The organism is Ruegeria arenilitoris, assembly GCF_013035315.1.
GTDB classification, from domain to species: Bacteria; Pseudomonadota; Alphaproteobacteria; order Rhodobacterales; family Rhodobacteraceae; genus Ruegeria; species Ruegeria arenilitoris_D.
Genome location: NZ_WQHP01000006.1, coordinates 297,762 through 321,177, shown reverse-complemented (window position 1 = coordinate 321,177; position 23,416 = coordinate 297,762). Strand labels below are relative to the sequence as shown.

The following is a 23,416-nucleotide window of genomic DNA, read 5'->3' as shown; positions in this document are numbered from 1 at the left end:
GGATTACCTCAAGGCACCTGAAGATTTCAACTCGGCTTCTTTCTCTGCGTTAATCCACCAGAGGTCTTCGACGCCCAGCGCATATGGCGGCAGGTTTTCCGGGTATTCGTACATATCCCAATAGGCAACCCAGTATTGGCCAAGATACCACGTGGGAACCATGATCCGCTTGGCGCGCAGAACACGATCCAAGGCGCGCACATTTGCAAAAAGTTCTTCGCTATCGGTGGCCGCCACGATGTTGTCGATCAGCGGTTCGATATCGGGGCCATGCGCCCCCGATGGGTTGAACACTGAAAACGCCGCAGACTCGGTCCCGAATTGCTGATACAGACCCGTCGATGGCTGCAATGATGTCGGATATCCACCGTAAATCATATCAAAGTCGCGGTCCCGGCGGCGCAGGGTGAACTGCGCGTTGTCGACACGGTTGTAGACCGCATCAATCCCCATCGCGCGCAGGTTATCGACAAAGGGCTGGATAATGCGATCAAAAGTCGGCTGATCCGACAGGAATTCGATGGACAGAACCTCGCCGTTTGCGTTGCGGCGGATACCGTCATCGCCAACGATCCAACCTGCTTCGTCCAGCAATTTCATGGCTGCGCGCAGGTTCCGGCGATCATTCTGGCGCGCAGCTCGCGATTCATGTGCCATGACGGGTTCTTCGGTCAGAACCGCGGGGTCAACAGCATCGCCGAGGCTTTGCAGTACCTCCAACTCACGCCCTTCTGGCAGACCTTTAGCTTCCAGATGCGTGCCTTCCCAGAACGAGTTGCGCTGCTGGAACAGGCCATACTGCAGGCTCTCATTGGTCCATTCGAAGTTGTACCCAAGTTGTACCGCTTCTCGGACCCTCGGGTCCTGAAACTTGGGACGGTCGAGGTTCATGATGAAGCCACTGGCCGACGGGACGTTCCCGTTCGCCAACTCGGCACGCACTACAGCGCCATTTTCAATCGCCGGGAAATCATAGGCCGTGGCCCAGCTTTTCGAGTTGTTCTCTTGCCGCAGTGTGAATGTCCCGGCCTTGAACCCCTCCATCGCGGCAATCGAGTCGCTGAAGTATTCGATACGGATTTTGTCGTAGTTGTTGCGACCAACATTTACGTTGACGTGATCACCCCAATAGTCCGGGTTACGCTTGTAAACGATGCGACGATTAATGTCGTAGCTGTCCAGCAGGTAGGGCGCGGACCCGATACCCGGAACAAGCCGCGATTTGTCCAGGCGGCGATTCTCGGGGTCAGCTTCGAACCACGCCTTTGAGAATACCGGTGTTCCGCCAACTTGCGAGATCAAAGCCCGGCGCGGGATATCCGGGGCGAAATAGAATTTGACCCGATGTTCATCCAATGCTTCTGCCCGTGGGATCCGCTTGCGCACCGCATCGGCGTAAGATTTCAACCCCTGATCCAACAGCAGATTATGGGAAAAGACCACATCCTCAGCCGTGACCGGAGTACCATCGGAGAACCGCGCCTCGGGTCGCATGTTGAAGATCACCCAATCCTGGCTTTCAGGGTATTCAAGGCTTTCAGCCAGAAGACCATAGTACGAGGCCGGTTCATCATACGATTCGATCAGCAAAGATTCGTATTGGTCGGCCGAGCGCGCACCGGCGCGGCCCTGACGGGTGAACGGATTGAAACTGTCGAACGTGCCCTGCGCGGCATAGGAAAGTTCGCCTCCGCGCGGGGCGTCCGGGTTCACATAGTCGAAATGTGCAAACCCCTCGGGGTACTTCAGATCACCAAATTCCGAGAACCCGTGCGATTTGATGATCTTTTCTTCGGCAAAGACCTGCGTCGCAGCAGCTGCACATAACAGGGCCCCAAATGCCAGGATGTGAATTAAACGCCCGAAATCCCGTGGTCGCACTAAAGCGGAAACTCGAATGGATTTCATATGGCTCATCCCCTGGTCGTTGACGTCTCTAATCTTGTTGGCACCAGCTAAAAGACCAGCCCTGCCAGTTTCAAGTTTAGAATGCGTGAACACTTTGTGAAGTTTTTCTTAGACAAAAAATAAAGCCGCTGCCTTGCGGACAGCGGCTTTGGAACCAGTCGAAACCGGGTCGATTCTTATTTGATGGTCTGCAGATAGGCAATCAGGTCTGCACGCTCTTGCGGCTTTTTCAGGCCAGCAAAGCTCATGGATGTGCCCGAGATATAGGCGCTGGGGCGCGTCAGGAAGGCATCCAGTGCTTCGGGTGTCCAGTTGCCGCCATGCGCCTGCATCGCAGCAGAGTATCCGGTGAACCCTTTTGCCGCGGCAACCGGGCGGTCCACAATCGCGAACAGATAGGGGCCAGTGCCGTTTGCGCCGTCTTCCAGCTTGTGGCAGGCGGTGCACTTGCGGAAGACGCGGGCGCCCTTGTCCGGATCGGCAGCAGCCAGCATGTCTTCGAACACCACCTCTTCGCCGTCGGCGCTTTCGCCCGAGCTTTCGGTTTCGATGATGTACGAGGCCGTCTCGCCATGCCCATCCGCATGGTAAAGAACCTCTGCGCCCCATTTGGCCAGAAGCAGCACCAGGAAGGTGCCAAACAGGCCTGCAGCGGCCTTAGTAACTGTCATCGTGTCGAACATTTGATCGCGTGTCCATTTCAGCTGTCTGCGGGGTGTCTAAGGCTTCCCCTGACAAGAGGCAAGGTATAGACACCGCGACTAAACGCCCAATTATCGAACTTGTTGCACGGAATCGACCAAATGACCAAACGTATTGCATTTCAGGGAGAACCCGGCGCCTATAGCCACGAGGCCTGCCGCAATGCCCGCCCCGATATGGAAGCTCTGCCTTGCCGGACTTTCGAAGATGTGATCGAATCGGTGCGCTCGGGCGCGGCTGAACTGGCGATGCTGCCGGTCGAGAACACCACCTATGGGCGGGTGGCCGATATTCACCGGCTGCTCCCGCACAGCGGGTTGCACATCATCGACGAGGCCTTTGTGCGGGTGCACATCAATCTGCTTGGTGTGCCCGGCGCCAAGCTGGAAAATGTGACCGAGGCGCATTCTCATCTGGTGTTGCTGCCTCAATGCGCTGAATTCCTTAAAGAGCACAATATCCGTGGGCGCGTCAGCCCCGACAACGCACGCGCTGCGCGCGAAGTGTCCGAACAGGGCGATTTGCATTCGGCCGCTCTGGCCAGCGAGTTGGCTGGCGAGATCTATGGGTTGAACGTGCTCGCGCGTCATATCGAGGATCGCGACAACAACACCACGCGCTTTCTGGTGATGTCACGGCAGGCCGACAACAGCCGCCGGGGTGAGCACGGCATGATCACCAGCTTTGTTTTCCAGGTCCGCAACATTCCTGCCGCTCTGTACAAAGCGATGGGTGGGTTCGCGACCAACGGCATCAACATGACCAAGCTGGAAAGCTACATGGTCGACGGGTCGTTCACCGCGACTCAGTTTTATGCGGATATAGTGGGCCACCCGGACGACCGGAACGTTCAACTGGCAATGGATGAGCTGGAACACTTTACGACGAATGTTGAAATTCTCGGTGTCTACCCGGCCGCCCAGCCGCGCGGCTGAAACGATCCGTGACTAAGTGATGGTAAAGCGTTTGCACTGGGCACCATCCAACTGCCGATAGTCCACAAATCCCATCGCCGCGTAATAGGCCAGACCTTCGGCATTTTTGGCGGCGATGGTGGCATCAATAGCCGGAAGGTCATGCGCCCGCGCCGCCAACAGTGTCTCGCGGAACAAGGCGCGCCCAACACCGCGTCGCGCCGCGGACGGGCGGATATGCGTGCCGATAACGCCCCACCCGACCGGCGCACCATAAGGATTGCCATCAACCGCCCACTTCAGGGACTGAAACCCCAGTATCCGATTGTCCTGAGCTGCGACCGAGCATCTGATACGATCCGGGTCGATCACGTAGTGCTGCCTCACGAAATCAACGTCACTCGGTTTATTGCGTTTTCCCGCCGCAGCTATTTCCCGCAATACGCCCGAGATGCCTTCGGCGTCCGCTAGGACCGCTTTGCGGATTTCGATGCCATCCATTTCGCGTCCTTCCAAGCGTTTGGCTGGTCTGCTCACCGCCCGTGAATGTGGCGCTGTTCCATTTCTCGGGCAAACTCAGTGAGGCGCAGCTGAAATTGGCGCTTGAATCGGGATTGACCAAGCCTCAGCGATTGCAGCAACAGCCGAGCTGGCAGCGACTTTGCCGACAGGGCCATATCCAAGCTCAGGCGGGTGCGGCGCGGCGACAAGGCCAAAAGCTCAACTGTCGTGACGCCGTACATCCCCTTGCTGGCAGCCTCGAACCGCATCAGCGACGGTGGATCACATTCGGTCATTTCGACCGAGATCTGTCGGGTCTTACCACGCAATTTGAACTCGGTCTCCCACGCTGTGCCCGGGACCACTCCCATGTGGCCGGACGTTCGCCGCACCTCGATCCCACGGCGCATCGCAATGCGTTCGAACCGTTCAAAATCGGCAACCATCTCGAATACGGCGTTGATGGGTGCTTCGATGTCTTCGCGCGCTGTAAACTGCATTGGGGTTCGAGGGTCTCTTGCTATTCAGCTCAGTATTTTGTCAGTCCAGGGTATCCGCAAGCCAGTTTTGCAGAAGGAAATGCGCAATCGCACCTTTGCGAGCCGGTAGCAGCTTGGGATGCTCACCCGCAAACGCCTGCATCATTTCAGACTTACTGACCCACATGGCATCTTCGATTTCGACCGGATCAATCGTGATGTCACGCGACAAGGCCTCGCCCGCGCAGCCAAACATCAGCGACGCCGGGAAAGGCCAGGGCTGGCTGGACAGATAGCTGACAGCCCCGACCGGAACCCCCGCTTCCTCCAGCACTTCGCGCCGAACCGCAGCTTCCAGCGTTTCGCCGGGTTCCACAAATCCGGCCAGCAGCGAATACATCCCCTCGGGCCAGCCAGGCGACCGCCCCATCAGCACCGAATCGCCGTAGGTGATCAGCATGATGACCACCGGGTCCGTACGCGGAAAATGCTGCGCGCCACAGGACGGGCAGCTGCGCTGCCATCCGGCTTGCGCCAGCTCACTGGCAGCGCCACACCGGGCACAGAAGCGGTGGGTTTCATGCCAACCGATGACCGCCTTGGCCGAGGCGGCCAATTCTGCATCGCGCGTCGAAAGGCGGGTCATGATCCGGCGCAGTTCGGCAAAGACATGGCCCTGCGGCAAATCAGGGTGCTGCTGCTCGCTTCGGTCCACAAAAGCGCCGACACCCGACAAATCCAATCCGTCCGCTGCCCAGCCCGAGATATCGGCGGCAAACACCGGCGCGTCATCGGACATGCCCAGGAAGACAGGCTGCTCGACCGAGCCACCCGGACCGCTTTCAACCAACTTGTGGGTCATGGATACAAACCCGAGTTGATCCAGCGCTTCACCCTTCACCAGGACCTTGCCGCGCCACAACAACAGGCATTTCGCACCGGGATGTTGCCGCGCCTGCCCGAGTTTTTCCGCATCACCACGAATATGTGCCGCGCGATCCAATCCCGAGCCACCAAAGGTCACATATTCCGCATTTTTCATGAGTTATCCTTAGGCTAGTGCGCACAGGGCTGCCATGACGGCCCAACAGTTGCAACGGTGATTTCCGCTTGGAATTCCCGTTTTCCGTCAAATGGGTTTAGCTAAGCCTTGAAATTTGCAGGGAATAATCTTTTTGTTGAAATTGAATAATGCAAATACGCCAGAAGTAGAATTTTGAAACTTCCCCTGACCTTGCCATCGCAATCCGTGCGGCTTCGCATCCTGGCCACCACCGATCTGCATATGAACCTCAGGAGTTTCGACTATTATTCAGACAGGCCCGAGCCAACGATTGGCCTGACGCGGACTGCCAGTCTTATCCGGGATGCCAGAGAACAAGCTGAGGCCGAGGGCGCTGTCGTCTTGCTGTTCGACAACGGAGATTCCCTGCAAGGCACTCCGGTCGGAGATCTGGCCGCTGAACAAGTCGATCGCCCTCATCCGTTGATGCAAGCCTTCAAAGCGTTGGGATATGACGCCGTCGGGCTGGGAAACCACGATTTCGGTTTTGGTCAAAGAGTTCTGGACCGCATCCTGTTGCAGGCTCCGTGCCCGGTGATTTGCAGCAACGTCCACCAACCCGGCGCCACAACGAGTTGGACGGATCATTTGGTTCTGACCCGTGAGGTTACCATTGATGGACGAAAGCATGATTTAAAAATTGGAGTCTTTTCAGTCCTTCCACCTCAGACCCGAAACTGGGAATCTCATCGGCTGGACGAAGATGTTCGGATCGAAGACATTCTGACTTGTGCTCGGCAATCCGTGTCCACGCTTCAATCAGAAGGGTGCGATGTGATCGTTGCGCTGGCCCACTCCGGGCTGGGTCCGTCTACACCCGCGCCCGATCTGGAAAACGCAGTGATTCCGCTGTGCGCTATTGGCGGTATCGACGCAATCATCGCCGGGCATACTCATCAGACACTTCCGGGAACGGCTCATTCCGGGCAACGGTACGTCGACGCTGAACGCGGTCTGGTACACGGCATTCCTGTCGTCATGCCCGGTTCAGCCGGGTCGCATCTGGGGGTCATCGACCTGGAGCTGACCGCGACTGCCGGACAAGTGTGGTCGGTTTCAGCCCATACGGCTGAACTGCGCCCGGTCACGAACGCACCTGAGGATCCGGAACTGACGTCGCTTTTCTCCGCGCTTCATTCCGCCACCCGAGGACGTGCCGAACAACCGATCGGACAAACCGATGTCCACCTGCACAGCTTTTTCAGCTTTTGTGCCAAAGACCGCGCGCTTGCCGTGCTGGCGGACGCACAGGCCTCTGCGCTGAGGCGGAACCTTGTGGGCACAGACCATGAGGGCCTGCCGGTGCTATCCGCGGCTGCTCCGTCCAAATTCGGCGGCCGCGCAGGGCCACGGTTCTATACAGACATTCCGCCCGGTGTTTTGCGCATGCGCCATGTGGCTGACCTGAATATCTTTCCGAACGAACTGCGCGCGGTTGAGATGTCTGGCGCGCAGGTTTTGGATTGGCTGGAGATGTCCGCCGGCGTTTTCAACCAGATAAATCAAGACGCACCGATCGAACTGGTTAACGCGGACCGCGTCGGACATAACTTCGATGTTCTGTTTGGGCTCAGCTACGCAATTGATCTGAGCATGCCGCCCCGTTTCGACGCGACAGGACAGCTGGTGAACTCTGACCACAGGCGCGTCCGGGATGTTCGTTTCGAAAACCGCCCGGTGACTGAAAATCAACGTTTCGTTGTCGCGCTCAACAATTACCGGGCCAGCGGTGGCGGGCATTTCCCTTTTGTAGCGGATGCCAAACCTCTTACTCTTCCGGCCCTGTCGATCCAGCAGGTGCTGAAAGACTATCTGACCGGGGAACTGCCTCCAGAGTCCCTCAGCAACGGCCCGTCCCCGTTCAGATTTGCACCTGTGTCCGGCACGTCGGCCTTGTTGAAAACCAGCCCCAAGGCGCAGGATCATCTGGCTGAGATTGCCCGGTTCGACCCGAAGCTGATTGGCACAGATGCAGATGGGTTCTTGCACATTCAACTCTTATTGTGACGGGTTGTCATTCCCGCCGGTCTTGCCTATATCTCCCGTTGAGAGGTTGGCGCGGGCGAGCGCCTCGCCAACCTGGTCAGGTCCGGAAGGAAGCAGCCACAACGAGCCCCGCTTGGGTCGATGTCCAACCTCTCACTCAACGCGAACCTTTAGCCGCAGGAGGGCTTTTATGATTGTCGAAAAAACCCTTCGGGCAGAGCGTTTCTGAACCCTATACTCGCACCTGCCTGAACACATTACCGACGGATGCGCGACCGCCATCCGGTAGGATTGCTGTACCTGAACACAGGCAGAACAATGTCCCTTACACTTTCGGACCTTGGATGGTCCTCACACTTTGCCGCGCAGCACGCGGCCAACCCTACTTACATTCCCTTTCGCATCACCGCCGTTCATCGTGATCGCCTGACTGGCGTGAGCTCGGACGGTGAATCCACTCTGTTCACACCAAATCAGTCGACCGGCACATTGGCCGTCGGCGACTGGGTGTTGGTGGATGACCAAAACCGCGTGCAGAGCCTGTTGGATCGCCGCAGCCTTTTGCAACGGCGGGCCGCAGGCACCGGGGCCGAGGCCCAATTGATCGCGGCCAACGTGGATGTGCTGTTCATCGTCAGCTCGTGCAACGCTGATTTCAATCTGGCGCGCCTTGAGCGCTATCTGGCGCTGGCGCATCAGGCTGGGTGCTATCCGGTGGTTGTCCTGACCAAAGCCGACACCTGCGACGACCCCAAAGTCTTTGTCCAAAAAGCCGAGGCGCTGGCTGCGTTTCTGACCGTGCTTGCAGTCAATGCTCTGGATGAGAGCGACGTTCAGAACCTGCTGTCCTGGTGCCCAACAGGGCAAACCGCAGCGCTGGTTGGATCTTCTGGCGTCGGCAAAACGACACTGGCCAATTCCATGACAGGTCTGCATCAGGCCACTGCGGGCATTCGTGAGGATGACGCACGCGGTCGGCACACGACGACTGCGCGAGCGCTGCATCCGATGCGCAATGGCGGATGGCTGGTCGACACGCCCGGTATGCGCGCCCTGCGTTTGCTGGATGCGCAAGACGGCGTGGATGAAGTTTTCTCCGACATTCTGGATCTGGCAAATGATTGCCGCTTCTCGGATTGCCAACACCAAAGCGAACCCGGCTGTGCCGTGCAGCATGCCATCGCCGAAGGAACGCTGGACCCAGAACGTTTGGCCCGTTGGCAAAAACTGCGGCGCGAGGATCAGAGAAACTCTGAGACCGTGGCGGAATCACGGGCACGCGACAAAGCATTCGGCAAAATGGTGCGGTCCGTGATGCAGGACAAGACGTCCCGCAAAAGGCTCTAGCCGTTGGTTGGCGCAATCAGCCGAGGCCAGACGGCCGCATTGCGACGCGCAAACGCGCCAATGTGGCCGATCTCGGACAGGCCGAACTCCTTCGGTGACAACTGGTGCCTGCGCGCCTTGGGGCCGTAGAGATCGGCCAATCGCCACACCGCGTTCGGGGGCACCACCTGATCATCGTCTGTTGTGAACAGGTCAACGGGTGTCTCGGACGCGGCCCATAGCGCTTCGGGCAGGCTGGTGCCGATCTCTGGCACATAGTTCAGCGGATCGGTGCACCACTTGCGCCATTGCCAATACACACGCGACGGTAGGTTCGACCCAAATCCCAGCGCCTTGCCCGGCAGGTATCCCAGCGCCTTGACCAACAACGGCGGATGACCGTACCAGAACATCGTCGCCAGCGCGCGGTATGGCCAAGGATGGTCAGTCAATGTGACCAGGCCGGAACAGACACAGACCATACGATCAATCTGGTCGATATCCGGTTGGACAGGCCCAAGCATTCCACCGACCGAGTGTCCAATGCTCCAGTGTTGCACAGACGGAAATCTGCGTCGCATTTCTGCTCGGGCGGCAGGCATGTCTATCAACGCCCAGTCCGCCATGGTGGCCTGCGATTCGCGCATCGGACCGGTCAAGGAATGCCCAAAGTCGCGATAGTCATAGGTCAGACAGGCCATGCCTTGCTCGGCCGCCAGCCAATGCGCAAAGTGCTTGTAGTAGTCACGCGGTACGCCCGTGGCACCGTGGATCACAACGGCAACGTCTGGTGCCGATGCGGGTGTGTACAACCGTGCGGACAGGCTGGCCGTACCGGCGGCCAGTATAAAATCTTCGGTCATTACCGCTGTAGTATTGTCCAACATAGCGCCCTCGCAAGCATCTGAACCGTACGGTTCACTTTCTGCAATCGGCGCTTTTCCCGACTCAAAGTCAACAGATTCTCAAATTGACCAAGCGTCCGTTTGGGCCTGGCGAAACAGGCAGCTTGACTCAAACCGGCTACACCCGCTAGCGATGGTGTGATGGTTCTCGCCTCGTAACCCGGGCGGGATGAAAAGGGAACACGGTGCGGTCCTGCCGGCTATGCCGGAATGGACCAAATCCGCGACTGCCCCCGCAACTGTAAGCGGTGAGCAATGCTGAAATACCACTGGCCGAAAGGTTGGGAAGGTCGGCAAAGCGATGACCCGCAAGTCAGGAGACCTGCCATCAAAGGCAAAACCGAAACTCGGGCGGGGTGTCCGGGCAGGTCTTCAGTTTACTGAGACACCTGTTCCACGTCCCCCGTCCATCGCGCGGAGGGCGCATCATGATCTGGAAGACACATACGCATGAGTACACAGCGACTTTGTGCCAGAAGACCGGAAAACCCTGCCCGGCGCTGGCCCAATTGGCGCGCGCCATCACGCAGGCAATGGACGCGGCGCAGCCCGTGACAACCAGCGAATTCGAAATGGACGGCTCAAGCGAGTTGAGTCATTGCGGCGAAGGCTGCACGGCACGCTTTCGCGCCAGCCCGGCCCGAATCAGGGTCTATTGCGGGACAAATGCCGAAGACTCAGCCGAAACGCTGGAAGGCTATGCCGATATGATGTTCGGCGCCGATTTTGCGATGTTGCCCGCCGGTGCGTTGACCACTGCCCCTTGCGCCATGCTTGAGGCAAGGGCTTTGGCACCTCGTCCCTCGCAAGAAACCGTACAGCAAATTCCGGCCTGATCGGCTCTTACGACCTATGCTGGGTCAGCATCATGGCCCAGTCCATTTGCGGATCGGTTTCAACAGCGCAAGGCCTGATAGCGCGCAGGCGCACAAGGGCTTGCGCGGGCTCCTCTCCGCTTTCGATCATCAGGCGCAGCACGACCATGCCGGATCGACCGCAACCGCCCCGACAATGGACTAAAACACGCCCGCCATCTACCAAAATGCGCCGCGCCAATGCGCTGGTTTCGGGCCAAAGCACCTGAATTGGCGGCGATGGCGCGCCGAAGTCTTTGATCGGCAGGTGCTGCCACACGGCAGATGCGTTTTGAACATCGCCCCCAAAGCCAGCTGCTCCGACTTGGTTCAGTTCGGCGTCGGTGGTCATTGAAATCACCAGATCAGGGTTCCAGTCGCGGATCACACTCAGATCGCGGTCATAGGCACCACCCGCTCCGGGCAACGGCGACAAGGCCAGTTGGCCAGGGCCAACGCCTAGGGCATGGATTTCGAATTTTTCCAAAGCGATGCTCCTTTGTGAGTCAACGGAATCGGTGTTCTTTTCTTCCCCTCAATACAAACCAAACCGAAATTCCTCCAACCCTGCTGTGGACGCGGGCGACGCGGGTCTCTACGCTGCATCCCTGTTACGAATCCGACAGAGCAGACATGACCGAAACGCCCAGCCCCGCCTATCAGGTTCTTGCCCGCAAGTACCGCCCCGAGACCTTTGCTGATCTGGTTGGACAGGACGCAATGGTGCGCACGCTGAAAAACGCGTTCGAAGCGGATCGGATCGCGCAGGCCTTTATCATGACCGGCATTCGGGGGACCGGTAAGACGACCACGGCGCGAATTATCGCCAAGGGAATGAACTGTATCGGTCCCGACGGCACAGGCGGTCCCACGACCGAACCATGCGGCCAGTGTGAACACTGCGTTGCCATCATGGAAGGCCGTCATGTCGACGTGATGGAGATGGACGCCGCCAGCCGAACCGGCGTGAATGACATTCGAGAAATCATCGATAGCGTCCGTTATCGCGCGGCTTCTGCTCGCTACAAGATTTACATCATCGACGAAGTTCACATGCTCTCGACCAGTGCGTTCAACGCGCTGCTCAAAACGCTTGAAGAACCGCCCGAACATGTGAAGTTCATCTTTGCGACCACCGAGATCCGCAAAGTTCCGGTGACCGTCCTGTCACGTTGCCAACGCTTCGATTTGCGCCGGATCGAGCCCGAAGACATGATCGGCCTGTTGAACAAGATCGCCGCAGCCGAGGGCGCGCAGATCGCCGATGATGCGTTGGCACTGATCACTCGCGCCGCCGAAGGCTCAGCGCGGGATGCGACCTCGCTGCTGGATCAGGCGATTTCTCACGGAGCGGGGGAAACAAGCGCCGATCAGGTGCGCGCGATGCTGGGTCTTGCCGACCGGGGGCGCGTTCTGGACCTGATGGATATGATCCTGCGCGGAGACGCGGCAGGTGCCTTGACGGAGTTGAGCGGCCAATACGCCGAAGGGGCGGATCCGCTGGCCGTGCTTCGCGATCTTGCGGAAATCACCCATTGGGTTTCTGTGGTAAAGATCACGCCGGACGCCGCCGAAGACCCCACCGTCTCCCCTGATGAGCGCGCGCGCGGCCAGCAAATGGCCGAGGCGCTACCGATGCGCGTTCTGACCCGGATGTGGCAAATGCTGCTGAAAGCGCTGGAGGAGGTCTCCGCCGCGCCCAACGCGATGATGGCAGCCGAAATGGCGGTGATCCGCCTGACCCACGTGGCAGACCTGCCCAGCCCGGAAGAGTTGATCAAACGACTGCAAGATGCACCACCGCCACCAAACGGCGGCCCGGGCGGAGGTATGGCTGTACCGTCCCATGCGCCTGTACAGGCGACGTCCGCAGCGCAGGTTGCGCCACAGCGCGGACCGGCGGGCGCACCAACGGCAGCATTGGCCCAAGACGTCCAGACCGCGCTGGCGCGCTATCCGACCTTCGAACACGTGGTAGAATTGATCCGCACCAATCGGGACGTGAAACTCCTGGTCGAAGTCGAAAACGGCGTACGGCTTGTCTCGTATTCACCGGGGCGGATCGAGTTTACGCCGACAGACAACGCCCCGACCGATCTAGCTCAACGCCTGGGCTCGGCTCTACAGCGCTGGACGGGGAACCGATGGGCCGTATCGATTGTGGCGGATGGCGAGGCAGCGACGATCGCCGAAGTTCGCGACGCAGCCGATCTTGCGTTGAAAGCGCAGGCCGAACAGCACCCGCTTGTTCAGGCCGTCCTGATGCAGTTCCCCAAAGCCCGCATCAAGCGGATCGAAACACCAGAAGAACGCGCAGCCAAGGTTGAAACCGAAGCCCTGGCCGAGGTGGAAGACGAATGGGATCCGTTCGAAGAGGACTGATCGGCGTTCACAAAGCAAAAGAACTCCCGCGCCCGCCACGGGCACCCGGCTGACGCCGAGTATCCTAAGCGGCCTTGGGCCGGGCAGCGCGGGCTATGCCCGCGCTGCCCGGCCCAACGGGAGGAAAGGTCTTGCCAAAGACCTTGACGACGGGCGGGAGCACCTCTGCCCTTGTATGCCGCAGCCCACGCCCGTATTTAGGCGTCAAACCGATTTACAGGAGAAAACCAATGCTCAAAGGACTCGGCGGTCTGGGCGATATGGCCAAAATGATGAAATCCGCGCAGGATTTGCAGACCAAGATGGCCGACATGCAGGAAGAACTGAACACCATCATGGTTGTCGGCGAATCCGGTGCAGGTCTGGTCAAGGCAACCGCCACAGCAAAAGGTGAGCTCAAAGGTCTGGATATCGACCCGTCGATCTTCAACGGGGACGACAAAGAAGTAGTCGAGGACCTGATTCTGGCCGCTATCAAGGATGCGCAGACCAAAGCGGCCGAACGCTCGCAGGCCGAGATGGCAAAACTGACCGAAAGCATGGGCCTTCCCGCAGACATCAAGCTGCCGTTCTGATAGACACTCCTGACGACCCAAAGGCCGGGCAAAGATGCCCGGCCCTTTTGCAGGAGCCCGCGCCATGAGTTCGAACAGCGACATCGACAATCTGATCGACCTGATGGCCAAGCTGCCGGGCCTCGGCCCCCGCTCGGCCCGCCGCGCCGTGCTGCACCTGATCCGAAAACGCGCCTTGCTGCTGACACCCTTGTCCGATGCAATGCAGCAGGTCGCCATCACCGCCCGCGAGTGCCTGAACTGCGGCAACGTAGGCACCACCGATATCTGCGACATCTGCGACAGCGAGGCCCGCGCGACCGGAGAGCTTTGTGTGGTCGAGGACGTGGCCGACCTGTGGGCGATGGAGCGCGCCGGCGTTTTCAAAGGCCGTTATCACGTTCTGGGTGGCACATTGTCGGCGCTGGATGGCGTCGGCCCGGACGAGTTGCGCATTCCCCGCCTCAAAGACCGGGTTTTGGCCGAGGGGATTTCCGAAGTCATTCTGGCGTTAAACGCCACCGTCGATGGCCAAACCACCGCCCACTACATCGCCGATCAGTTGGAGGGTCAGGTCCGCCTGACCTCACTTGCGCAGGGCGTTCCGATTGGCGGAGAGCTGGACTACCTGGATGACGGGACGATTACGGCGGCATTGAGGGCACGAAAAGAGCTCTGAGCGCCGCAATCAACTGGCAAGCGAACGCTCCCGCCTGCTCCGATTGCACAAAAAGGCTTTACTCGTTTGTCAGGTGTAAGCACCCGACGAGTAGGTCAATTCATAAGAATGGCTGTAAATTTCGAAGACAATACCAAACGGGTCTTCAACGTAGACCATGCGGTAGGGCTTCTCTCCGGGATAATAGTATCGGATCGGCATCCGTTGCTTACCGCCCGCTGCCACAATTTTTTCTACCAAGCCTTCAACGTCAGGGTCTTGGACGCAGAAGTGGAACGTACCATTCTGGCGAAAATCGATATTGTTTTCTGGCGGATAATTCCCGTCAAACTCAAAAAGTTCGAAACCAACTCGATCGGCTGTCGCAAGGTGCGCGATACGCAGTTTTTTCCATTCGGGGCCAAACACATCAGTGCACATAACACCAATGTCCGTATCATCCTCGACCACGTCGGTTGGTGGCATGATCACGTAAAATCCAAGAACTTCGGAGTAGAATTTTACAGCTTCATCAACGTTTGGGACTGACAACCCGATGTGAGAGAATGTTCTTGGGTGTTGAGGCATGGCTCGCTCCTTAACTTGTTGAGCAAAGACTATTGTGCGACGGGCAGGATTCAAGCGTCGGCGCCGCAAGGCATAGCCGCGTTTTACTACGCACATAGATCGCAATTCACCGCCACAGCGGCCCAGAATGACCTTTGCCTTAAGCGCGTGGCGTGTACTATGCCGTTAGCCTGACCTCTTTTAATTCGGAACCAATAATGACCCGCCTTCTCGCCTTCACCTTCGCCGCTTTCACCGCAACTGCCGCTTGGTCGCAGGAACTCATCGACAAGGGCTTTGTCGAAGGCTGGAATATCATGATGGACCCTGCGCTCGGAAACGGGTGTCTGATCCAGACGATCTACCAGGATCTCTCGGTTGTGCGATTGGGATATGACGCACTGGGCAATCGCGGGTATTTCACCGTCTACAATAAGGCCTGGGGTGATATTGAACCGGGGCAGAGCTATCCGATCCGGTTTGAACTGGACGGCAAAAGCTTTGACGCGACCGCCATCGGCTTCAAGCAGGACCGGGTGCCGGGCGCGACGGTGTTTTTCACGGATCGGAATTTCGTCAACGCCATTGCCCAGAACAGAACGATGACTGTTTACAACCCGGCAGGTGAAGTGGTGATGGCGATTGACCTGAAAGGCACCGCCAAGGCGCTGGACTACGCGCGGGACTGCCAGAACCGAAAACTCTAACGAATCGGGTCGAACAGGGCGTCTTTGGCTGTGCAGTCTTTGACCACGTCGCGCCCACAGGGAACCGGGTTAAGCTCGCGTGACAGGCACAAGCGCACCTCTTCGATATAGCCTTGCTTGCAAGTGACCGTGATCATGTCGCGTTCGAGACCGGGATTGGCCTTAAGGAAAGCTTCTTCCACGACGGATGCGGGCAGTTTGACCGACGCGTCCAGTTTGCGGAACACCCGCGGGCGCTCAACCATTCCATAGGCCTGCCGGGACAGGGCATAGTAGTCCGGTGCCGACAGACCCGAACAAGTGCCGTGTTTCTTCCATTGATGCCAGGCCAGCCCTGACGTGCCCTGAATATCCGCCATTTCGCGGGTCATCGCGCGCGAGGGCGGCGCCTCGGGCGTGCGGCAGAAGGATGGCCAGCCCTGGTGGTATTGCGGCCAAAGACCATGCAGAATCCACCCGTAGTCATGGCGCGCGTCGCATTGATCGGACCCGCGCGCATCGCCTTCGCGGGCGCACCAGTTCGGCGACCAGCTGAGCGACAGGACGTAGTAGTCAAACTCACCCGCCTTTTCGCCATCCGCGTGTGCTACCAACGCACCGACCAATACCAAAACCAACCCCAGAATCCCGTGGCGCATTCGCCTCTTCCCTTCTTGCCTCAGCGCGACTATATACGGGCCAAGTTCCCCGACAACGGAAACCTGCCCCAAAGCCTCGGGGCCGCCGAATTCCGGCGACGGGACAGATGTATTTATAGGAGACGGGCTGATGGCAAAACCGCTTATGGCCAAGGCAACAGCCGTATGGCTGGTGGACAACACCACGATCAGCTTCAAGCAGATCGCGGATTTCGTAGGCATGCACGAGCTTGAGGTGCAGGGCATCGCGGACGGCGACGTCGCCGCTGGCGTCAAAGGGTTTGACCCGATTGCCAACAACCAGCTGACCCAGGATGAGATCGATGCGGCGCAGAACAACCCACTGCACAAGCTGAAGCTCAAGTTCAACCCGGCCGCCTCGGGCGAGGAAAAGCGCCGGGGCCCGCGGTACACGCCGCTGTCCAAGCGTCAGGACCGCCCGAATTCGATCCTGTGGCTGGTCAAGTTCCACCCTGAACTCAGCGACGGCCAGATTGCCAAGCTGGTGGGCACCACCAAGCCGACTATCCAGTCGATCCGTGAGCGCACCCACTGGAACATCGCCAACATGCAGCCGATCGATCCGGTCGCTCTGGGCCTGTGCAAACAGTCGGAACTGGACGCCATCGTCCAGAAAGCCGCCGCCAAAAAAGCAGCCGAAGGCGGCGTCATGAGCGATGACGAGCGTCGCAAGTTGGTCTCGACCGAGCAGTCGCTGGAAATGGACGCCGCGCCGAAGATCCCGACCGCCATCGAAGGTCTGGAAACCTTCTCGCTGTCGGATGAACCTGTGGACGAGAAAGAAGAAGAGCCGGTCATCGATGCCGACAGCTTCTTCAACCTGCCCAAAGGTGGTGCGGACGACGAAGACGAAGACGATCTGCGCCCCTAAGGCTCAGACAGCCCCGGCCTGAACGGACCGGGGCTTTTTGCACGAGACACCCATGCTGAACGTTCTTTCCAAACTGTTTGGACCGCATCGCGCCGTTTCGATCTATGCTTTCGCAAAAACCTGGGGCTTGCCCCTTCTCGGTGGCGTTGGCCTGATCGTGGGTGCCGCCGGATTGCTGATCCTCAACGACAGCGGCGAGCATGAGCACGAGGCCTTCTTGACGGTCAACGTGCTGTCGGCCACCCCGATCAACGGTGATCTCAAGAACGGCGTAATCGCGTCTGTCCGGCTGCCAGACGGGTCGGCAACGTCGATTACTTCGACTGAGGCTCCGATCTCACAAACGGTTGGCACAACCGCCTGCATCGAAAAACGTGTTTACGTTGACAGTGGCGAGGCGCGGTATCGGTTCAAGTTACCCCGCCATTGCGAAGCCAGTTAAAAAACGCCCGGTGAAAACACCGGGCGTTTTTTGTTCAGATCATCTGGAACACGATGCCAGAGATGATGGCCCCGGTGATCCCCAGCACAAGATATGTCGCGAAGACCCGCGGTTTCACCAATGACCAGACGGCGGCCATGGCCGGGATCGAGCTGACTGCCCCTGCGACCATGAAAGACATCGCCGCGCCTGCGCTCATCCCTTGTTCAGTCAACCCTGCCAGCAGCGGCGGTGCGACGTAAGAGTTCAGATAGGCGGGCATTCCGACCAGTGCTGCGATGATGATGGGCACAACACCTTCGCCGCCAACGACACGCGCGATCAGATCGGCGGGAACATAGCTGACCAGCAACGCTTCGAGCACATAGGCCAGAGCCAGCCATTTCAGCAGGAACAGGCCGTTATGGACGAACTCGGACCGGAACCGCTGACGGCGCTCTGGCTCTTGCCAGAATTTCCAGACGGGTTTGTCGTCCTGCTTGGGTCCGCAGCCACAGCAGCTGGCTGGCTTGTATTCACGCAGAGGCTGGGCAAAAGCCCCGCTCCGCATCAGTGCCCGCACGGCAAATCCGCCGAACAATCCCAACGCAACCGCTGCAATGGCCTTGCCGATTGCAAAAGGCCAACCCAAAGCACCCGCGGTGATCAGAAGGGTCGGCGGGTCAATCAGTGGTGAGCTCAGCCAGAACGCCATAACAGCAGACAAAGGCGCGCCCAGAGCAAGCAGACCCGCGATAAACGGGATAACTTCGCAGGAACAGAACGGGGCGAGGCCACCGAACAACGCGGCCAGAAAGATCATGCGCGTTTCCCGCCCTTCGAACGCGCGCGCGACCATCACCTCAGCGCCCGTCGCTTTGAGGTAAGACAGCAGAAGGACCGCAAACAGGATGTATTGGCCGGTATGGGCCAGCGCCTTGCCTGCAAAGGTAACGACCTCAGTCCAGTTGCCGGGGTCCAAAATGGCGACCAGCGCCAGAATGGCCACAATAAGCGCCCAAGGGGTTTTGATCAGGTCAACGGCAACTTTCGCCGGTGCCTTCGGGTTCTGTGTCAGTTCAGCCATCGTTCGCGGCCTTTCCCACTTCGTCTGCGCAGCATTCGGCAAGAATGAACTGCGCCAGGTTTCTCAGTTCGTCATAGTTGGCGCGATTGATGGTGCTACGCCCGACTTTCTCCTGTTCAACAACCCCGCCCGCAGCGAGAAAACGCAGGTGATGGGCCAGTGTTGACGGCGCGATGCCTGTTCTGTCTTGAATCTCACCCACTGTCAGACCGGCTTGCCCGGCCCGAACCAGAGTCTTGAGAACCTTTAGCCGAGCCTCTGAGCCCATGGCCGAAAATCCTGCGGCAGCTGTTTCCCACATCTGCTTTCTCCATTAAACTAGATTTCTAGTTATTTAGGTGAGTCGCGCAATTACGTCAACAGCCGCGTTCACGAAAAGTCATAGGGCGTTAAGTCCAGATTGCTCTCGATTTAAGTCCACCCTATAAGGCCCTATGGGCATATCGGTTGATACATTCTTTCTTGAACTGAACGGAAAAGGCACGCTGCAGGCGCAGATCCAGCAGATGATCGCCGAAGGTATCCTGTCTGGACGTTTCCACGTTGGGGAAAAGCTGCCCTCGTCCCGCAAACTGGCGGCACATCTGGGGGTCAGCCGGATCACGGTGACGCTGGCTTACACGGAGTTGCTGGCCAATGATTACCTGACGGCCAAAGGGCGATCCGGCTACTTCGTGTCGCAAAACGCGCCGGTTCCGCCAAAATACACACCGGTTCAGAAACGGGACGAAAACGTCGACTGGAGCTCGGCCCTGGCGCGTAAGTTTTCCGGCGGCGATGTGCTAACCAAACCCAGCGACTGGCGGGAATACAAGTATCCGTTCATCTACGGCCAGGCTGATCGCAAATTGTTTGATCACGCGAACTGGCGTCTGTGCGCGGTGCGTGCGCTGGGCCACAAGGATTTCGCCTCGCTGACCGGGGACTATGTGGATCAGGACGATCCGCTGCTGATTGAGTTCATTGCCCGCCATACCCTGCCCCGTCGGGGAATCGCGGCCCGACCCGAAGAGATTCTTATCACGATGGGCGCTCAGAACGCCCTATGGCTGGCCTCGCGCATTCTGTTGAACCGAAACCGAACGGCAGTGATCGAAGACCCTTGTTACTATGCGCTTCGGGATTTGCTGAACCGGTCCGATTGCAAGATTACGGCAGTGCCCGTGGACAGTGACGGTCTGCCGCCGGACATGCTGCCGAATGAGACAGACGTCATCTTTACCACGCCCAGCCACCAAAGTCCGACAACCGCAACCATGCCCGTAGATCGGCGCAACGAATTGCTGCGCCGCGCACGCGAATTGGACGCCATGGTGGTCGAGGATGATTATGAATTCGAATTGTCCTTCCTTGGCGCGCCTTCACCCGCGCTCAAGTCCATGGATCGGGACGGCCGGGTGATCTATGTGGGCAGCTTCTCGAAATCTCTGTTTCCCGGATTGCGCCTTGGCTACATTGTCGGGTCCGAGCCGTTTATCCGCGAAGCCCGTGCCCTGCGGTCGCTGGTCTTGCGCCACCCGCCGGGTCATATTCAACGTACAGCAGCCTATTTCCTGTCACTGGGCCACTACGATGCCCAGATTCGACGCATGTCCAAAACCCTCGCCCGCCGGCGCGAAGCTTTGGACATCGCGGTCGAGCAGCACGGGCTAACCGTCGCCGGGCGGGGCATTATGGGCGGATCATCCCTTTGGATGTCAGCGCCCGATCATGTCGACACCACCCGCCTTGCCCGCGACCTGCAACGTCAGAGCGTCCATATCGAACCCGGCGCGCCGTTCTTCAAAGGCCCACAACAACCGCGAAATTTTTACCGCCTCGGCTACTCGTCCATCAGCAAGGATCGCATTGCACCGGGGGTAAAGCTGATCGCGGATGCCATCCGATCGGCCTGACATATTTCTGGACCTATCCCGGTTGACGTTCTGGCCCTAACGCCGCTTGGCCCCATGCGCCAAAACCATATCCAAAGGCGGGCATTGTGCCCGGACCTTTCTTCAATTGTGCGGAGAACACTCAGATGAAAATGACCACGGAAGAGGCCTTTGTTAAGGTTCTGCAAATGCACGGTATCGAACATGCGTTCGGTATCATCGGCTCGGCAATGATGCCAATTTCGGACCTGTTCCCGAAAGCTGGAATCAACTTCTGGGACTGCGCCCACGAAGGTTCTGGCGGCATGATGGCTGACGGCTACACCCGCGCAACCGGCAAAATGTCGATGATGATCGCGCAAAACGGCCCCGGCATCACCAACTTTGTCACCGCTGTTAAGACCGCATACTGGAACCACACTCCTGTTCTGCTGGTTACTCCGCAGGCGGCCAACAAAACCATCGGTCAGGGCGGCTTCCAAGAGATGGAGCAGATGCGCATGTTCGCGGACTGCGTTGCCTATCAGGAAGAAGTACGTGACCCGTCGCGTGTTGCCGAAGTTCTGAACCGCGTGATCATGAACGCCAAGCGCGCAAGCGCCCCGGCTCAGCTGAATATCCCGCGTGACATGTGGACCCAAGTTGTCGACATCGAACTGCCCAAGATCGTCGAGTTCGAACGTCCTTCGGGTGGCGAAGATGCAGTTGCTGCGGCTGCCGAAATGCTGTCGAACGCAAAGAACCCCGTTATCCTGAACGGTGCCGGTGTAGTTCTGGCTGAAGGCGGCATCGAAGCGTCGAAAGCTCTGGCCGAGCGTCTGGACGCACCGGTTTGCGTTGGCTACCAACACAACGACGCCTTCCCCGGCTCGCACCCGCTGTTTGCTGGCCCGCTGGGCTATAACGGTTCGAAAGCCGGTATGGAGCTGATCTCGGAAGCGGACGTTGTTCTGGCTCTGGGCACCCGTCTGAACCCGTTCTCGACTCTGCCCGGTTACGGCATCAACTACTGGCCCGCAGATGCGAAGATCATTCAGGTCGACATCAACCCTGACCGTATTGGCCTGACCAAAGACGTCAGCGTCGGCATCATTGGTGACGCCGCCAAAGTCGCCAACGGCATCCTGTCCCGCCTGAGCGACACCGCGGGTGACGAAGGCCGTCAGGAGCGCAAGGACCGTATCGCCCAGAAGAAATCCGCATGGGCACAGGAACTGACCTCAATGACTCACGAGGACGACGATCCGGGCACCACCTGGAACGAGCGTGCACGTGCAGCCAAGCCTGACTGGATGAGCCCCCGCATGGCATGGCGCGCAATCCAGGCCGCTCTGCCGAAAGAGGCGATCATCTCGTCCGACATCGGCAACAACTGCGCCATCGGTAACGCCTACCCGTCCTTCGAAGAAGGCCGCAAATACCTGGCACCGGGCCTGTTCGGACCCTGTGGTTACGGTCTGCCTGCCATCGTTGGTGCGAAAATCGGCCAGCCGGACGTTCCGGTTGTCGGTTTCGCCGGTGACGGCGCCTTCGGTATCGCCGTGAACGAACTGACCGCGATTGGCCGTTCGGAATGGCCTGCAGTTACGCAGATCGTCTTCCGCAACTACCAGTGGGGTGCGGAAAAGCGGAACTCGACCCTGTGGTTCGATGACAACTTCGTCGGCACCGAGCTGGACACTCAGGTTTCCTACGCCGGTATCGCCAAGGCCTGTGGCCTGAAAGGCGTTGTCGCCCGCACCCAGGAAGAGCTGACCGATGCGCTGAACCAGGCGATCGAAGATCAGAAGAACGGTATCACAACTCTGATCGAAGCTCTGATCAACCAGGAACTGGGTGAGCCCTTCCGTCGCGACGCGATGAAGAAGCCCGTTCCGGTTGCAGGCATCGACTCTTCGGACATGACTCCGCAGGTCGAGGCATAAGCGCGTGAAGCCACTGCGCACAATTCTCGGAGCTGCCAGCAGCTCCGACAAGATCATCGCCCTCGCTGAGGGCGATGATCCACGTGTTGTTGAAGGCGCTTTGAAAGCCCGCAAAGAAGGTGTCGCACGCATCATTCTTGTCGGAGACAAAGCGAAAGTAACTGAACTTTTGGCCGAACAGGCCGGTCAGGATGTGGACGGTATCAACATCCATGATCCGTCGGATTCCCCCCATGCCGAGGCCTTTGCAGCCGAGCTGTACGAGCGGCGCAAACATAAGGGCATGACGCCTGAAAAGGCCGCCGAGGAAATCAAACACCGCCTGAACTATGCTGCGATGCTGGTGCATATGGGCGTCGCCGACGGAACCGTTGGCGGAGCTGTAGAAACCACATCGGCCACGGTCCGTGCCGCGTTGCAGATCATCGGCAAGGCTCCGAGCTCGGCCATGGTCTCCAGCTTTTTCCTGATGCTGTACTGCCGCGACCATCACACGGTTCGTGGCGCTCATATCTTTGCCGATTGCGGCCTTGTCGTCGATCCGAACGAACAGGAACTGGCTGAAATCGCCCGCGCCTCTGCCGCGTCTTATCAAGCGCTGACGCATGAGACACCCCGCGTTGCGATGCTGTCCTTTTCGACCAAAGGCAGCGCCAAGCACCCCAAGATCAACAAGGTTTCCGAGGCGCTTGCGATTGCAAAAGCTGCCGATCCTGATCTGCTGATTGATGGTGAACTGCAGTTTGACGCTGCCTTCGTCCCCGAAGTGGCCGCCAAAAAGGCCAAGGATTCGCCCCTGCGCGGCGAGGCAAACGTTTTCGTCTTCCCTAACCTCGATGCGGGTAACCTGGGCTACAAAATTGCGCAGCGTATCGGCGGAGCCGAAGCGATTGGCCCCATCCTTCAGGGCCTTGCGAAACCGGCCAACGACCTTTCACGCGGATGCTCGGCCGAGGACGTTCTGCACATGATCGCGGTAACGGCCGTACAGGCAGAAACATCCCAATCCCGGACAGACGTCTCGTAAATCCGGCACAAGCGAAATAATGTTCCGATCATTCGCCTCTTCCAAG

General features: G+C 58.7%; 24 protein-coding genes, 1 other RNA gene and 1 riboswitch. Of the genes, 14 read left to right on the top strand and 11 right to left on the bottom strand.

Features of this window, described 5'->3' with window-relative positions:
* Positions 1 to 3: 3 nt before the first annotated feature.
* Together GOV53_RS15435 and GOV53_RS15430 are read right to left on the bottom strand one after the other, a co-directional pair.
* Positions 4 to 1,908 (bottom strand): extracellular solute-binding protein, encoded by a 1,905-nt coding sequence (locus GOV53_RS15435; protein WP_170468054.1) that lies wholly within the window; start codon positions 1,906 to 1,908, stop codon positions 4 to 6.
* Positions 1,909 to 2,084: 176 nt separating this feature from the next.
* Positions 2,085 to 2,591 carry a c-type cytochrome gene (locus tag GOV53_RS15430; RefSeq protein ID WP_170427382.1) on the bottom strand — a complete coding sequence of 169 codons (507 nt, stop codon included), beginning with the start codon at positions 2,589 to 2,591 and terminating at the stop codon, positions 2,085 to 2,087.
* 120 nt (positions 2,592 to 2,711) lie between these two features.
* Here GOV53_RS15430 and GOV53_RS15425 point away from each other — a divergent pair, with 120 nt between their 5' ends.
* Positions 2,712 to 3,545: a prephenate dehydratase gene (locus GOV53_RS15425; RefSeq protein WP_170468052.1), complete on the top strand. Its 834-nt coding sequence runs from the start codon at positions 2,712 to 2,714 to the stop codon at positions 3,543 to 3,545.
* Positions 3,546 to 3,557: 12 nt separating this feature from the next.
* Here the strand turns inward: GOV53_RS15425 and GOV53_RS15420 are convergent, their stop codons facing one another.
* Genes GOV53_RS15420 through nudC form a run of 3 tightly spaced genes read right to left on the bottom strand, consistent with a single transcriptional unit; the run spans position 3,558 to position 5,546 of the window.
* Positions 3,558 to 4,025, bottom strand: a complete 468-nt coding sequence (locus tag GOV53_RS15420; protein ID WP_170468050.1) for a GNAT family N-acetyltransferase — start codon at positions 4,023 to 4,025, stop codon at positions 3,558 to 3,560.
* Positions 4,026 to 4,057: 32 nt separating this feature from the next.
* A complete protein-coding gene (locus GOV53_RS15415) occupies positions 4,058 to 4,525 on the bottom strand; it encodes an SRPBCC family protein (protein ID WP_170468048.1) in 468 nt (155 codons plus the stop codon).
* 40 nt (positions 4,526 to 4,565) lie between these two features.
* Entirely contained in the window at positions 4,566 to 5,546 is a 981-nt protein-coding gene (gene nudC / locus GOV53_RS15410) for an NAD(+) diphosphatase (RefSeq protein WP_170468046.1), read from the bottom strand.
* 174 nt (positions 5,547 to 5,720) lie between these two features.
* Here nudC and GOV53_RS15405 point away from each other — a divergent pair, with 174 nt between their 5' ends.
* From GOV53_RS15405 to rsgA, 3 genes are all read left to right on the top strand, one after another.
* Positions 5,721 to 7,574 (top strand): bifunctional 2',3'-cyclic-nucleotide 2'-phosphodiesterase/3'-nucleotidase, encoded by a 1,854-nt coding sequence (locus GOV53_RS15405; protein WP_254439299.1) that lies wholly within the window; start codon positions 5,721 to 5,723, stop codon positions 7,572 to 7,574.
* Between the two features lie 39 nt (positions 7,575 to 7,613).
* Positions 7,614 to 7,712: signal recognition particle sRNA small type (gene ffs / locus GOV53_RS15400), an RNA gene on the top strand.
* A gap of 159 nt (positions 7,713 to 7,871) precedes the next feature.
* Positions 7,872 to 8,900: a ribosome small subunit-dependent GTPase A gene (gene rsgA / locus GOV53_RS15395; RefSeq protein WP_170468044.1), complete on the top strand. Its 1,029-nt coding sequence runs from the start codon at positions 7,872 to 7,874 to the stop codon at positions 8,898 to 8,900.
* Here rsgA and GOV53_RS15390 read toward each other — a convergent pair.
* Positions 8,897 to 9,766 carry an alpha/beta hydrolase family protein gene (locus GOV53_RS15390; RefSeq protein WP_170468042.1) on the bottom strand — a complete coding sequence of 290 codons (870 nt, stop codon included), beginning with the start codon at positions 9,764 to 9,766 and terminating at the stop codon, positions 8,897 to 8,899. The two genes, rsgA and GOV53_RS15390, sit on opposite strands and share 4 nt — an antisense overlap.
* 144 nt (positions 9,767 to 9,910) lie before the next feature.
* Positions 9,911 to 10,128, top strand: a riboswitch (cobalamin riboswitch).
* A gap of 84 nt (positions 10,129 to 10,212) precedes the next feature.
* Here GOV53_RS15390 and GOV53_RS15385 point away from each other — a divergent pair.
* Positions 10,213 to 10,620 carry a hypothetical protein gene (locus GOV53_RS15385; protein ID WP_170468040.1) on the top strand — a complete coding sequence of 136 codons (408 nt, stop codon included), beginning with the start codon at positions 10,213 to 10,215 and terminating at the stop codon, positions 10,618 to 10,620.
* A 7-nt stretch (positions 10,621 to 10,627) separates the two neighbouring features.
* Here GOV53_RS15385 and GOV53_RS15380 read toward each other — a convergent pair whose 3' ends face one another.
* On the bottom strand, positions 10,628 to 11,125 hold the full coding sequence (locus GOV53_RS15380; RefSeq protein ID WP_174823452.1) for a protein-tyrosine phosphatase family protein: 498 nt from the start codon (positions 11,123 to 11,125) through the stop codon (positions 10,628 to 10,630).
* Between the two features lie 146 nt (positions 11,126 to 11,271).
* On the opposite strand from GOV53_RS15380, the gene GOV53_RS15375 reads away from it, so the two are divergent.
* From GOV53_RS15375 to recR, 3 genes are all read left to right on the top strand, one after another.
* Positions 11,272 to 13,020 (top strand): DNA polymerase III subunit gamma/tau, encoded by a 1,749-nt coding sequence (locus tag GOV53_RS15375; RefSeq protein WP_170468038.1) that lies wholly within the window; start codon positions 11,272 to 11,274, stop codon positions 13,018 to 13,020.
* 230 nt (positions 13,021 to 13,250) lie between these two features.
* Positions 13,251 to 13,595, top strand: a complete 345-nt coding sequence (locus GOV53_RS15370; RefSeq protein WP_170468036.1) for a YbaB/EbfC family nucleoid-associated protein — start codon at positions 13,251 to 13,253, stop codon at positions 13,593 to 13,595.
* A 64-nt stretch (positions 13,596 to 13,659) separates the two neighbouring features.
* Positions 13,660 to 14,253 carry a recombination mediator RecR gene (gene recR / locus GOV53_RS15365; protein WP_170468034.1) on the top strand — a complete coding sequence of 198 codons (594 nt, stop codon included), beginning with the start codon at positions 13,660 to 13,662 and terminating at the stop codon, positions 14,251 to 14,253.
* Positions 14,254 to 14,322: 69 nt separating this feature from the next.
* On the opposite strand, the gene GOV53_RS15360 is transcribed toward recR, so the two are convergent.
* Positions 14,323 to 14,820 (bottom strand): lactoylglutathione lyase family protein, encoded by a 498-nt coding sequence (locus GOV53_RS15360; protein WP_170468032.1) that lies wholly within the window; start codon positions 14,818 to 14,820, stop codon positions 14,323 to 14,325.
* A gap of 197 nt (positions 14,821 to 15,017) precedes the next feature.
* Here GOV53_RS15360 and GOV53_RS15355 point away from each other — a divergent pair, with 197 nt between their 5' ends.
* Entirely contained in the window at positions 15,018 to 15,506 is a 489-nt protein-coding gene (locus tag GOV53_RS15355; protein WP_170468030.1) for a hypothetical protein, read from the top strand.
* Here GOV53_RS15355 and GOV53_RS15350 read toward each other — a convergent pair.
* Positions 15,503 to 16,144 carry a ribonuclease T2 family protein gene (locus GOV53_RS15350; protein ID WP_170468028.1) on the bottom strand — a complete coding sequence of 214 codons (642 nt, stop codon included), beginning with the start codon at positions 16,142 to 16,144 and terminating at the stop codon, positions 15,503 to 15,505. The two genes, GOV53_RS15355 and GOV53_RS15350, sit on opposite strands and share 4 nt — an antisense overlap.
* Before the next feature lie 130 nt (positions 16,145 to 16,274).
* Here GOV53_RS15350 and GOV53_RS15345 point away from each other — a divergent pair, with 130 nt between their 5' ends.
* Entirely contained in the window at positions 16,275 to 17,036 is a 762-nt protein-coding gene (locus tag GOV53_RS15345) for a DUF1013 domain-containing protein (RefSeq protein ID WP_170427395.1), read from the top strand.
* 52 nt (positions 17,037 to 17,088) lie between these two features.
* Positions 17,089 to 17,478: a hypothetical protein gene (locus GOV53_RS15340; protein ID WP_170468026.1), complete on the top strand. Its 390-nt coding sequence runs from the start codon at positions 17,089 to 17,091 to the stop codon at positions 17,476 to 17,478.
* Positions 17,479 to 17,512: 34 nt separating this feature from the next.
* Here the strand turns inward: GOV53_RS15340 and GOV53_RS15335 are convergent, their stop codons facing one another.
* Together GOV53_RS15335 and GOV53_RS15330 are read right to left on the bottom strand one after the other, a co-directional pair.
* Positions 17,513 to 18,544, bottom strand: coding sequence for a permease (locus tag GOV53_RS15335; protein WP_170468024.1), 1,032 nt, complete (start codon positions 18,542 to 18,544; stop codon positions 17,513 to 17,515).
* The gene (locus GOV53_RS15330) at positions 18,537 to 18,845 is read right to left on the bottom strand and encodes an ArsR/SmtB family transcription factor (RefSeq protein WP_170427398.1); all 309 of its coding nucleotides are present in this window, start codon (positions 18,843 to 18,845) and stop codon (positions 18,537 to 18,539) included. The genes GOV53_RS15335 and GOV53_RS15330 overlap by 8 nt, the downstream gene beginning before the upstream one ends.
* A 133-nt stretch (positions 18,846 to 18,978) precedes the next feature.
* Between GOV53_RS15330 and GOV53_RS15325 the strand changes: the two genes are divergently transcribed.
* The 3 genes from GOV53_RS15325 to pta all read left to right on the top strand — a co-directional run bounded on the left by GOV53_RS15325 (position 18,979) and on the right by pta (position 23,370).
* Positions 18,979 to 20,439, top strand: coding sequence for a PLP-dependent aminotransferase family protein (locus tag GOV53_RS15325; protein WP_170468022.1), 1,461 nt, complete (start codon positions 18,979 to 18,981; stop codon positions 20,437 to 20,439).
* Between the two features lie 125 nt (positions 20,440 to 20,564).
* Positions 20,565 to 22,343: a sulfoacetaldehyde acetyltransferase gene (xsc, locus tag GOV53_RS15320; protein WP_170468020.1), complete on the top strand. Its 1,779-nt coding sequence runs from the start codon at positions 20,565 to 20,567 to the stop codon at positions 22,341 to 22,343.
* A 4-nt stretch (positions 22,344 to 22,347) separates the two neighbouring features.
* Complete coding sequence (pta, locus tag GOV53_RS15315) at positions 22,348 to 23,370, top strand: phosphate acetyltransferase (RefSeq protein ID WP_170468018.1); 1,023 nt, start codon at positions 22,348 to 22,350, stop codon at positions 23,368 to 23,370.
* Positions 23,371 to 23,416: the final 46 nt, after the last annotated feature.